The organism is Microbacterium sp. (genome assembly GCF_039812165.1).
Lineage (GTDB): Bacteria > Actinomycetota > Actinomycetes > Actinomycetales > Microbacteriaceae > Microbacterium.
On record NZ_JBDIAB010000082.1, the window covers coordinates 1 to 12098 of the forward strand.

Genomic DNA, 12098 nt, shown 5'->3' on the forward strand with positions numbered 1-12098 from the left:
CGAGAGGGCCTCGACGCCCGGCATGCCGTCGAACGTCGCGAGCGCATCCTCCGCGTGCTCGCCGACGATCGCGACGATGGTGCCCGAGTTGATGGAGTGCTCCATGTTCCATTTTACGTCCCTCCGCCCGAGCTCGGCACAGAAGGCGCGATCGATTGCGGCGAGGTCGCTCGAGACACCATGGCGCGTGCTCGCCCTTGACGCCGAGTCCCCGCCGCGCGCTGCTCAGGCTCTCGGGGCCAATACCTCGGCCAGCTCCACGCGGGAGGCGATGCCGAGCTTCGTGTAGACCTTCCGCAGGTGATACTCGACAGTCTTGGGGCTGAGGAACAGTGCGGCTGCGGCCTCGCGTGTCGTTCGTCCCTCTGCGAGCAGCAGGCCGACCTGCAGCTCCTGTGGTGTGAGGGCGGTGACAGGGCTCGCGCCCGGGGCGGCCACGTGCTCGCCCGTGGCGGCCAGCTCGGTCGCGGCGTTGTGGCGCCACACGGCTGCTCCCAGCTCCGCGAACACCTCGTAGGAGGCCCGCAGCTGCACTCTCGCGTCGACTCGCCGGCCGGCGCGACGCAAGCGCTCACCGTACGCGAGGCGGGTGCGGGCGACCTCGAAACGGTCGAGGGTCTGTTCGTGCCACGCGAGCGCCGATGCGAACCATGCGACGAAATCGTCCTCGCCGGCGGCGAGGCCGCACGCTCGATCCGCCCGCGCCTGGGCCCACGGCTGTCCCTTGCGCGCAGCGCGCTCACGGAACTGCGCGGCGAGCACCGTGGCATCCTCTCGACGACCGAGCCGTAGCAGGACGTCGACGAGCTCGGGCGCCGGCGACAGGTCCACGTCGTCGATCGCCAGGCGCTCGAGCAGTGCGACGAGCTCCGCGTGGTGCACGACGGCGAGCTCCGGCCGGCCGAGCGAGAGCTCGAGATCGCCGAGCGCATGGCCGGCCCAGACCTCCCCGATATGGATGTCGCGGGCGGCGCACAGCTCCTTCGCCCGCGCGGCGTGCACTCGGCACGTGTCGGCGCGTCCGGCCCGCGAATCGAGCCAGGCGAGTCCGGCGAGCGACATCGCGAGCTCGGTCGCCTGCCCCGTCTCGGCAGCCAGTCGGATCGACTCCGTGTAGTCGGCCTCCGCTCGCGCCCAGGAGGCGGCGGTCGTCGCCTGGTCTCGGGCGACGTGGAACAACACGGCCGGGAGCGCACCGATGCCCGCCGCGCCACGGACCTCCGCCACCAGCGTGCGCAGCCGGGCGCCGCTGGTCGCATCGCGCAGGAACAGCGGCGCGAGCAGCAGCCACGAAAGCCGGCGCGAGTCGTGCCGCAGCTCGGGATCAGCCTCGAGCAGCGGCACGGCGGCGCGGATGTCGTCGGTGCCGCCGTGCCCGGCGAGCGTGCGTGCCATGCCCGTCGCCATCAGGCCGAGTGCGCGTGCTCGCGGCTCCCGTACGCGCGATCGGAGCGCCTCGAGCCGCTCGGCCAGCTGCGCCGCCGTGCGCGCATCGCCGAGGTAGAAGGTCGCGTGCACCGCATCGGCCAGCGCGATCGCGGTCGCGTCCGGCGATTCGGCGTGGTTGGCGGCGTCGAGGAGCAGGTCGAGGGCCTCGCGCAGCGAGCCGGTGCGAGCCGTGATCGAGGCGCGCAGCTCGATCTCGCTCACGTCCGGCGGCGAGGTGGATGCCGTGTCCCGGGCGCGTCGGTCGAGGAGAGTGAGGGCGCGTTCGCCGTCGCCCGCCTCCCACGCCGTATCGGCCGCACGCAGCAGACGCGCGCTGCGCTCCTTCGCGTCGGAGGTGAGTCGTGCCGCGCGTTCGAACGCCCTGGACGCGACGGAGTACGCGGCTCGGGCGACCGCATGATCTCCGGCATCCGTCAGCAGGGCGGCGACGGCCCGGTCGGGATGCCACGTGGCCTCGGACAGATGCCATGCCCGCCGGTCCACGTCGCCCGCGGGCGTCGCGTCGGCGGCGGCCCGATGGGCGTCGCGGCGTTGGGACGCGGTCGCGCCCGAGTACACGGCCGCGCGCAGGAGCGGATGCCGGAACTCGACCTGCGCGTCACGGACGGCGATCAGGCCCGCATCCTCGGCCTCGCCGAGCAGCTCCGCGTCCAGCCCGAGCGCGGCGCACACGTCGACGATGAGCCGCAGGTCGGCACCGCACACGGCGGCGACGAGCAGGACCGCCCGGGTCGTGGCATCCGTCCGCGCGATGCGCTGGCCGAACGCGTCGACGATCGCGCGCGGGACGCGCAGCGGCAGCCCGGTCTCGAGGCTCTCGATGACGGCGCGGTCGGCGGTGCGGAGCTCGAGCAGCGCGAGCGGATTGCCCGCGGTGGCCCGATGCAGCAGACGGACGTGCTCCTCCGGGACGATGCCCGGCGACGCGGCCGCCAGAAGCTCCCGCGACGCGTCGACGTCGAGGCCTTCGAGCCGCAGCGTCGGCAGGCCCGCGACCAGCTCGTCGCCGTCGGGGCTGCGCACGCCGAGCAGCACGACGACCGCGTCGGCGCCGAGCCGGCGGGCGGCGAACACGAGGGCGCCCGCAGACGGCGCGTCGACCAGGTGCAGGTCGTCGACGACGACCGCGACGGGGCCCTCCTCGGCGTAGCGGCAGACGAGGCTCAGCGCGGCCGCGCCGATGGTGAACCGGTCGACGGCCGCCGCGCTGAGACCCGGCCGTGGGAGCGCGAGGGCGGTGGCGAGGGCATCGGCTTGCATGGGAGGGAGGCCGTCGAGCGCCCCGAGCGCGGGACGCAGCAGCTGCAGCAGCGTCGCGAACGGGATCTCCCGCTCCGCCTCGAGCCCGGTGGCGCGCAGCACGCGCATGTCGGCGAGCCGCTCGAGAGCCGCCCCGACCAATGCGGTCTTGCCGACGCCGGGCTCGCCCGTGAGCGCGAGCATCCCGCTCGTGCCCAGACGCGCCGCGGCCGCGAGCCGATCGATCGCCTGCAGCTCGGGCTGCCGACCCACCAGCATGTCCCGAGTCTAGGACCGGCCGACAAGACCAGGGGGGTACCCGGACGCGGCAGCCGGTCGCAGGCTCCTATCGTCGAGGCATCCATCCCGCCGCCACCCGAAGGAGACGCAGATGTCTCTCACCGCCGAACCCGCCGCCGCCACCGAGCCGTCCGCGATCGACACCGACAAGCTCATGGGCTTCGTCTTCCGTGCCGTCGACGAGGTCGGCGCGACGCTCAACGCCGCCCTCGTCGTCATGGGCGATCAGCTCGGCTACTACCGCGACCTCGCCGCGCACGGCCCGAGCACGCCGGCCCAGCTCGCCGAGCGCACCGAGACGGCCGAGCCCTACGCCCGTGAATGGCTCAACGCCCAGGCGGCCGGCGGGTACGTCGCCTACGACCCGGCGACGAAGCGCTACACCCTGCCGCCCGAGCACGCCCTCGCGATGACGGATGCCGACAGTCCCGCCTTCCTGCCCGGCTTCTTCCAGATCGCGCTCGGCACCGTGCACGACACGCAGCACATCGTGGAGGCCGCGCGCAGCGGCGCCGGCTATGGCTGGCACCAGCACGGCACCGACGTGCACATCGGGTGCGAGCGGTTCTTCCGCCCGAGCTACCACGCCAATCTCGTCGCCTCATGGATCCCGGCGCTGGACGGCGTCGAGGAGAAGCTGCGCGCGGGAGCCGCCGTCGCCGATGTCGGCTGCGGACACGGCGCATCCACGATCCTGCTCGCGAAGGCGTTCCCGAGCTCGACGTTCGTGGGGTCGGACTACCACGCGGAATCGATCGAGACCGCCCGGGCGCGCGCCGCCGAGGCCGGCGTCGACGACCGTGTGCGCTTCGAGGTCGCCTCGGCCCAGGAGTTCGGCGGCCGCGGCTACGACCTCGTGACGATGTTCGACTGCCTGCACGACATGGGCGACCCGGTCGGTGCGGCGCGGCACGTCCGCGAGGCGATCGCCGGCGACGGCACGTGGATGATCGTCGAGCCGATGGCCGGAGACCACGTGGAGGACAACCTCAACCCGGTCGGTCGCGCCTACTACGGGTTCTCCACCCTGCTGTGCACGCCGTCGTCGTTGTCGCAGGACGTGGGCCTCGCGCTCGGCACGCAGGCGGGTCCTGCGCGCATCCGCGACGTCACGACGGCCGGCGGGTTCACCCGGTTCCGGAGCGTCGCCGAGACGCCCTTCAACCGGGTGCTCGAAGTCCGGCCCTGAGCCCTGACTCTCCCCGGGTCTCGCTCGCGCCGCATTGCGCCTCGAGTCACTGCGCTGGTGTCGACTCACTGCGGCAGAGCGCAGTGACTGGATGACAGCGCAGTGACTGGCGGGAGGTGGAGCCCGGTTCGGCAAGAGAGGAGTCTGGCTCGGGGGGACGGAGAGCGGCTGGGCCTGCCGGGACGCGCACGTCGCGCACCGCACCGCCGCCCGCGCGGTACGGTGGCACTGGTCCGCTCGCCGCGGTGCCGTCGCCTGCTTCTTGGTCCGCCATGCCCGATGTCCCCACCTCTCCTGCCGCCGTGCCGCCGGTCGACGGCACCGTGCTCGTGGTCGGCGCGGGGCGGATGGGCACGGCGCTCGTCTCCGCTCTCACCGCGGTCGGCGTCGTCGTTCGAGGGCCGGCCGGCCGTGGGGCGACGGGGCAGGACGCCGAGGTCGTGCTGCTCGCGGTCCCGGATGCCGCCATCGCGACGGCGGCCGCGCGCGTCGCACCGGGGCGGCTCGTCGGACACCTGTCCGGAGCGACGTCGCTCGAACCGCTCGCGCCGCACGAGGCGTTCAGCATCCACCCGCTCGTCGCCGTCACGGCATCGACGGTGTCGTTCGCGGGCGTCCCCGCCGCGCTCGCCGGCTCCACCGCACGCGCCCGCGCCGCGGCGGGGGCGCTCGCCGACGCGCTCGGGATGGCGGGCTTCGAGGTGGCCGACGCCGATCGCGCCGCCTATCACGCCGCGGCCTCGATCGCCTCGAACTTCCTCGTCGCGGTCGAGGGATTCGCCGAGGAGCTCGCGACGACCGCCGGCGTCGACCGCGCGGCGCTCGTCCCGCTCGTCCGCGCCACCGTCGAGAACTGGGCGGATGCCGGCGCGCACGACGCCCTCACCGGGCCGATCGCTCGTGGCGACCACGAGACCGTGACGCGTCAGCGCGCCGCCGTCGCCGACCGCCTCCCCGAGCGGCTCGCGCTCTTCGACGCCCTCGTGTCGGCGACGCGCGAGCTCGCGAGCAGCGCGATCCGGGATGCCGGGACCTCGGCGGACCGCGGGCACGCGCCGCCCGAGACCGCCGCGGCCCGTCAGCCGGACGCGTCGCCCGGAACCACCGCCGCGTCGCTCGAGCCCGCGGCATCCGGTCGCCCCGCATCGCACCCGAGAGGCCGCCCATGAGGACCGTCCGCACCATCGCCGAGCTGCGCGCGGCGCTCGCCCCCGCGCGCGGCGGCCGGATCGGGTTCGTCCCCACGATGGGCGCCCTGCACGAGGGACATCTGTCGCTGCTGCGCGCCGCCCGGGAGGACAACGACACCGTCGTCCTCTCGATCTTCGTCAACCCGACGCAGTTCGACCAGGCCGCCGACCTCGCCGCCTACCCGCGGACCGAGGAGCGCGACGCCGAGCTGGCGGCATCCGCCGGCGTCGACGTGCTCTTCGCGCCAGACGCCGCGGAGCTGTACCCGGCCGGCTTCGCGACCACGGTGCGGGTCGCAGGATCCATCGTCGAGACGCTCGAGGGCGCCCACCGCGGGCGCGCCCACTTCGACGGCGTCGCCACCGTGGTCGTCAAGCTGCTGCTGTCGGTGCTGCCCGACACCGCGTACTTCGGCGCGAAGGATGCCCAGCAGGTCGTCGTCGTGCGGAGGGTGGTCGCCGACCTCGACGTGCCGGTGCGGATCGCCGTGCGCCCGACCTCGCGCGACGACGACGGCCTGGCGAGGTCGAGCCGCAACACGCGTCTCAGTCCCGACGAACGATCGCGCGCCGCGGCGATCCCGCGCGTGCTCACCGCGATCGCGGCGGCCGTGACCGCCGGCGACGCCGACGCCGAGGCCCTGTGTGCGCGTGGGCTCGCGACCCTCGTCGAGGCCGGCGTGGCGCCCGAGTACCTCGCCGTGGTCGACCCGGATACGCTCGAACCCATGCGGGCCGTCGATCGCCCCGCGCTGCTCGTGGTGGCGGCCACCGTGGGTGCGACCCGCCTGATAGACAACGTCCTGCTCGCCCCCGGAGGCCGACGATGACCCGCTCGCCGATCAGCATCCCGCACCTGACCGAGCTCAAGGCGCGCGGCGAGCGGATCGTGATGGTGACCGCGTACGACTATCCGACGGCGCGCATCGCCGACGACGCGGGCGTCGACATGGTGCTCGTCGGCGACTCGGGCGCACAGGTCGTGCTCGGCCACGACTCCACGGTCGCGGTCACGACCGACGAGATGCTCGTGCTGGCGGGGGCGGTGCGGCGCGGCGTGCGCACGGCGTTCGTGGTGTGCGACCTCCCGTTCGGGTCGACCGAGGTCTCCGACGCGCAGGCGGTCGCCACCGCAGTGCGCTTCGTGAAGGAGGCGGGAGCGGATGCCGTCAAGCTCGAGGGCGCCGGATCGGCCCGGCTGAGCCGCATCCGTGCCGTCGTCGAGGCGGGCATCCCCGTGGTCGCGCACATCGGTCTCACGCCGCAGACCGCGACGGCCCTCGGCGGGCTCCGCGCCCAGGGGCGCACCGCGGCGACCGCGGCGCGCATCGTCGACGAGGCGCTCGCGGTGCAGGATGCCGGGGCCTTCGCGCTCGTCGTCGAGGCGGTCCCCGCCGAGGTGCTGGCGGTCGTGCTGCCGGAGCTGCGCATCCCCGTGATCGGCATCGGCGCCGGTCCCGCCGACGGCCAGGTGCTCGTGCTGCACGACCTCCTCGGCATCACGCCCGGTCGCACCGCGAAGTTCGTGAAGCGCTACGCCGCCGTCGGCGAGGCGATGGCCGCGGGCGTCGCGGCCTACGCCGACGAGGTGCGCAGCGGCGCGTTCCCCGCGGCCGCCCACACCTACGCGGCATCCGCGGAGGCGGTCGACGCCGCGCGCGCGGCGCTCGAGGGCCCGGAGTAGGACGTGACCCATCGCCTGACGCGCGACGAGGCCCGCCGCATCGTCGTGCGGGCGCAGCTGCTCGACGCCGAGCGGCCAGGCGACGTCGTCGAGGTCGCCGAACAGCTCGGGTACGTGAAGATCGACCCCACCGCGACGATCGCACCGTGCGAGCACGCCGTGCTGTGGTCGCGCATCGGCTGGTCGTACGAGCCCGGGCAGCTGGTGAAGGCGGTCGAGGGCGATCGGCAGCTGTTTGAGTTCGACGGCGCCTTCCGCCCGATGAGCCTGCTGCCGCTCATGCTCCCCGCGATGCGCAGGTGGCCCGAGCACGAGCGCAGCCGGCAGTGGCTCGAGGCCAACGCCCGCTTCCGCGAGGACGTCGTCGCACGTCTGCGCGCGGAGGGTCCGCTGCCGGCGTCGGCGATCCCCGACACGTCGCAGGTCAGTCGGCCGCCCGACGGCTGGTCGGGATCGAACCAGGTGCCGCACATGCTCGATTTCCTCCTGCGCCAGGGCGTGGTGGCCGTCGCAGGTCGGGAGGGGCGTCACCGCCGCTGGGATCTCGCGGAGCGCGTGTACCCGCAGGATCTGCCCGAGCACGGCGACGAGGAGGCGGCGCGACTGCTCGACGAACGGCGGCTGCAGGCGGCGGGCATCGCGAAGCAGCGGTCGCCGTGGACGCCCGTCGGCGACGCGGGCGAGCCCGCGACGATCGAAGGCAGCACGCGCCGGTACCGGGTCGACCCGGAGGCGCTCGCCGCGCTCGACCGCGACGACGGCGCCGGCCGGGTCGCGTTCCTCAACCCGTACGACGGCATGCTGTTCGACCGCCCGCGCCTCAGCGAGCTCTTCGGGTTCGACTACGTGCTCGAGCAGTTCAAGCCCGCCGCGCAGCGCCGCTACGGCTACTTCGCCTATCCGATCCTGATCGGCGACCGGTTCGCCGGAATGCTGGACGCCGCGCTCGACGCCTCCCGCGAAGCGCTGCGGGTGAACGCCGTGCACGAGCTGGTCCCGTTCGAGCCCGCGGAGGACGAGATGGTGCGCGCCGAGATCGCCGAGCTGGGGGAGTGGCTCGGCGTGCCGGTGACCGGCCTGTAGCCGCGCGCTGTCGGCCGGCCGCGGATGCGGGATGATCGAAGGGTGTTCATGCCGCTGTCGTCCGGTGCGTCCGCCGAGGACGAGGAGCCCGAAGGGCTCAGCTACGGCGCCGTGCTGCTGCCGGCGGCCGCGGTCGACGTCGGCGAGCTGAAGACGCTTCTGCGCGGCATCCGCTTCTCGGGATGGCTCGCGCCCGCGAGCGACGGCTGGGTCGTCGTGCTCGGCGACCCCGGCGACGGCGTCGTGGCCGACGACCGCCGCGGCGTGATCGAGGTCGGAGCGTTCCTCGCCGAGGGGATGCCGGGTGCCGTGCTCGCGGTGCGCGTGCGGCGCGACCGGCAGCTCGCGCTGGTCGGCTGGAGCGACGGGGTCGAGGTCGGCCGGTACTGCAGCGACCCGTCGCAGGAGCCCGGCGCCGACAAGGACGTGCTGCCCGATCCGTGCGGCGCCGAGGACGCCGACGCGCTCGCCGCGCTGTGCGGGCGCGACGACGCTGCGGAGCGGCTCGGCGAGCTGCTCGCCGAGGAGCTCGATCCGGGGAGCGTGTTCGAGTCGGAGCGGCTCGGCGAGGTGGCGCGCCTGCTGGGTCTGCCCCGCTGGCTCGTGGCGGCGGGCGAGCTGCCCGACGACATCCCCACCGGTCCGAGGTCGCGCGATCTCGTGCACCTGCGGGCGGGTGCGACCGGGGCCGGCGCGCGCCTGCGGGACGCGCCGCTGCGGAGCCTCCGCCGTCGGCAGCAGCCGCCGCCCGTCATCGCCGACCCGCCCACCGGCGGCGGGATGGACGTCGAGGCGTGGATGCTGTGAGCGACGCCCGGGCGCACGACGCCGTGCCCTCGACCCGCGCGGTCGCGGGCGCGTTCGCGCTCGACGCGGTGCTCGTCGTGCTCTTCGCGGCGACCGGGCGTGCGAGCCACGACGAGCAGGCGTTCGGCCTCGGCCTGTGGCAGACCGCGTGGCCGTTCCTGGCCGGCCTCGTCCTCGGCTGGCTCGTCACGCGTGCCTGGCTCGCGCCGCGCGCACCGGTGCGGACGGGGCTCGGCGTGTGGGCCGTGACGCTCGCGGGTGGGATGCTGCTGCGCGCGGTCTCGGATCAGGGCACCGCGCCGCCGTTCGTCGTCGTGGCCGCGATCGTGCTGTTCGCGCTGCTGGTCGGGTGGCGGGCCGTGGTCCGCGGCATCCGCTCCCGCCGACGCCGGCACCGTTGACCCGAGTCCGCGCGAACCTCGCCGACCGGCGCCGGGATGCGACGGCATCCCGTGCCGACGGCCGGCAGCGGACGTAGGCTCGAATGAGGAGGAAGGAGCCGCACATGGCACGCATCCTGCTCATCGGCGGACACGGGAAGGTCGCCCTTCTCGCCGAGCCGCTTCTCATCGCCGACGGTCATCAGGTGACCGCGGTCTTCCGCAATCCCGAGCACGAGTCCGAGGTCGCCGTGACGGGCGCGACGCCGCTCGTCGCGGACGTCGAGACCCTCACGACCCGGGAGCTCGCCGACCTCGTCCGCGCGCACGACGCGGTCGTCTGGTCGGCCGGCGCCGGCGGCGGCAGCCCGAAGCGCACGTACGCGGTCGACCGCGACGCCGCGATCCGCTCCGTCGACGCCGCGGTCGCCGCGGGCGTCCGTCGCTACGTGATGGTGTCGTACTTCGGCGCCCGCACGAAGCACGGCGTCGACCCCGAGCATCCGTTCTTCGCCTACGCCGAGGCCAAGGCCGCGGCCGACGAGCACCTGCGCCGGAGCGGCCTGGACTGGACGGTCCTCGGACCCGGCACGCTCACGTCCGATCCGCCCACCGGGCGGATCGACGTCACCGCGACCGAGTCGGGCACGGTGTCGCGCGCCGACGTCGCCGACGTCATCGCGACGGCGTTGAGGCAGACGGCGACGGTGGGGCGGACGATCCGCTTCAGCTCGGGCCTGACGCCCATCGCGGTCGCGCTCACGTAGGGCGCGGATCAGACCGGCTGAGGTCCGATCGAGCCGCGCCGATCCGCCGCACGATCGTGGAGCGGGTGAGACGTCGCGGGCGCCCGTCGCGTCTCGCCCCGTCCGGCGGTCGAACGGGGCCTCGGCGTCAGTCCGCGAGGAACCGCACCCAGTTCGCCCCGCCGCCGGTCTCGGCCCGCTGGAGCAGCTCGAGGCCGTCTCCCTCCACGGCGTACAGCGAGACGGTCGTCGACCGCTCGCCGGCGGCGACGAGGTACGCGCCGTCGGGGCTCACGTCGAACCCGCGTGGCTGCGTCTCGGTGACGATGAACCGCGTCGGTGCCGACACCGACCCGTCGGCCGCGACGGCCACCGCGCCCAGGGTGCTCTCGGTGCGCTCGGTCGCCCACAGCCGGCGCCCCCCGTCGGCGAGGTGGAGGTCGGCGCCCCAGATGTAGTGGTTCGCCAGCGGGTCGGCGCCGAGCTCGCTGTGCCCCAGCCCCTTCGCGGGGTCGTAGGCGGTGGCCGCGTCCTGGAGCGTGAGCACGCCGGAGTCGGTGTCGCGCGCGAAGTGGAGCACCTCGCCGGAGAACTCGGTCAGCACGTACACGGCATCCTGCGCGTCGTTCAGCACGAGATGCCGCGGACCGCTGCCGGCCGGAGCGGCGACGGTCTCGGGGTCGAGCGGCACGAGCGCGAGGTCGTCGCCGAGCGCGTACTGCGCCACGAGGTCGGCGCCCAGCGAGACGAAGTACGCGAAGCGGCCGTCGGCGCTCGGCAGCACCGAGTGCAGGTTCGGGAACGCGATGCGCGACACCGGCTCGCCCACGACGCCGTCTGCGACCGGGCAGCTGATCCCATAGCCGCCACCGTACGAGGCTCCGAGCAGACCGGTCCCGTCGCGGGTCACCGCGAGGTAGTTCATGCCGCCGTCGGGCAGGTCGAGGCGCGAGCGCGGCGTGAGCCTCCCCGTCTCGCGGTCGAGCGAGAGGGTCAGGATGCCGGCGGGCTCGCCCTCCGCGGCTCCCTTGACCCCGGCGTGCACGAGGTCGCGCGTCGCGTCGATCGCGAAGGTCGAGCATCCCTTCACGCCGTCGGTCACCGCGAGTCGTTCGAGCGCGCCGCCCTCGAGCCGGAAGGTGCTGATGGTGCCGTCGCCCGCGTTGGCGACCAGGACGAGCCAGGAGTCGGTCATAGCCCGATCGTAGAGGGGAGGCGCCAGGTGTGGAGAACGACGGCGCACTGTCTGAGGCCATGGCCACCGCACCGCTGCGCGAGCTCGCCCGTCTCGCCCTCGTGTCGGCGAGGCGCGGCAGCCTCGGCGTCCTGCTGCTCTGATCGGGTCATGGACATCGACGAGCTCGACCGGCTCTCGGAGCGACATCCCCCCGCAACGCAGCGCTCGCTGTCTCCTACAGGGTCGACAGGCGGGCCAGTGCCTCGCCGGACGTGTCTCGTGCATGATGAAGAGACCCACGAGAGAGGGGGGTTCGATGGACGACGAACCGGATGCCACGATCGAGGCGCTGCTGGCCGAGCTGCGTGCCGGACGCACGATCCCGGGCGGCTCGCCGCTTCACGCGGTGATGCATCGCGCGGCGCAGGACGCGCTGCGGATCACCGCGGAGCTCAACGGCAGCTACCACGACGAGGCGGGCGTCCGGGCGCTGCTCGCGCACCTGACCGGCTCGCCGATCCACGACTCCGTGGTGCTCTTCCCACCGTTCCACACCGACTTCGGTCGCAACACGACCATCGGTCGCGACGTGTTCATCAACATGGGCTGCAAGTTCCAGGACCAGGGCGGGCTCACGATCGAGGACGGCGCGCTGATCGGGCACAACGTGGTCATCGCGACGCTGAACCACCCGCTCGACCCCGCCCACCGCGCCGACGTCGTGCCCGCGCCGGTCGTCATCGGCAAGGGGGCCTGGATCGGCTCGAACAGCACCATCCTCCCCGGGGTGACGGTCGGCGACGGCGCCGTCGTGGCCGCGGCATCCGTCGTCACCCGAGACGTCGCGCCGGGCG

11 protein-coding genes are annotated in these 12098 nt (G+C 74.1%); 9 read left to right on the forward strand and 2 right to left on the reverse strand.

What is annotated here, in order from left to right:
- Positions 1–225: 225 nt before the first annotated feature.
- Positions 226–2967 carry an AAA family ATPase gene (locus WML84_RS08280; RefSeq protein ID WP_347345671.1) on the reverse strand — a complete coding sequence of 914 codons (2742 nt, stop codon included), beginning with the start codon at positions 2965–2967 and terminating at the stop codon, positions 226–228.
- 112 nt (positions 2968–3079) lie between these two features.
- Here WML84_RS08280 and WML84_RS08285 point away from each other — a divergent pair, with 112 nt between their 5' ends.
- From WML84_RS08285 to WML84_RS08320, 8 genes are all read left to right on the forward strand, one after another.
- Positions 3080–4177, forward strand: a complete 1098-nt coding sequence (locus tag WML84_RS08285) for a class I SAM-dependent methyltransferase (protein WP_347345672.1) — start codon at positions 3080–3082, stop codon at positions 4175–4177.
- A 272-nt stretch (positions 4178–4449) separates the two neighbouring features.
- On the forward strand, positions 4450–5346 hold the full coding sequence (locus WML84_RS08290) for a DUF2520 domain-containing protein (RefSeq protein ID WP_347345673.1): 897 nt from the start codon (positions 4450–4452) through the stop codon (positions 5344–5346).
- Positions 5343–6197 (forward strand): pantoate--beta-alanine ligase, encoded by an 855-nt coding sequence (gene panC / locus WML84_RS08295; RefSeq protein ID WP_347345674.1) that lies wholly within the window; start codon positions 5343–5345, stop codon positions 6195–6197. The genes WML84_RS08290 and panC overlap by 4 nt, the downstream gene beginning before the upstream one ends.
- A complete protein-coding gene (gene panB, locus WML84_RS08300) occupies positions 6194–7051 on the forward strand; it encodes a 3-methyl-2-oxobutanoate hydroxymethyltransferase (RefSeq protein WP_347345675.1) in 858 nt (285 codons plus the stop codon). Before panC ends, panB begins: the two co-directional genes overlap by 4 nt.
- A gap of 3 nt (positions 7052–7054) precedes the next feature.
- Entirely contained in the window at positions 7055–8134 is a 1080-nt protein-coding gene (locus tag WML84_RS08305; protein WP_347345676.1) for a crosslink repair DNA glycosylase YcaQ family protein, read from the forward strand.
- A gap of 48 nt (positions 8135–8182) precedes the next feature.
- Positions 8183–8941 (forward strand): hypothetical protein, encoded by a 759-nt coding sequence (locus WML84_RS08310; RefSeq protein ID WP_347345677.1) that lies wholly within the window; start codon positions 8183–8185, stop codon positions 8939–8941.
- A 23-nt stretch (positions 8942–8964) separates the two neighbouring features.
- Positions 8965–9342: a DUF3054 domain-containing protein gene (locus tag WML84_RS08315; protein WP_347345681.1), complete on the forward strand. Its 378-nt coding sequence runs from the start codon at positions 8965–8967 to the stop codon at positions 9340–9342.
- A 104-nt stretch (positions 9343–9446) separates the two neighbouring features.
- A complete protein-coding gene (locus tag WML84_RS08320; protein WP_347345678.1) occupies positions 9447–10088 on the forward strand; it encodes an SDR family oxidoreductase in 642 nt (213 codons plus the stop codon).
- Positions 10089–10215: 127 nt separating this feature from the next.
- Here the strand turns inward: WML84_RS08320 and WML84_RS08325 are convergent, their stop codons facing one another.
- Positions 10216–11262, reverse strand: a complete 1047-nt coding sequence (locus WML84_RS08325; protein WP_347345679.1) for a beta-propeller fold lactonase family protein — start codon at positions 11260–11262, stop codon at positions 10216–10218.
- Positions 11263–11560: 298 nt separating this feature from the next.
- Between WML84_RS08325 and WML84_RS08330 the strand changes: the two genes are divergently transcribed.
- Positions 11561–12098: DapH/DapD/GlmU-related protein (locus WML84_RS08330; RefSeq protein ID WP_347345680.1), on the forward strand; the 538-nt coding region annotated here is incomplete at its 3' end.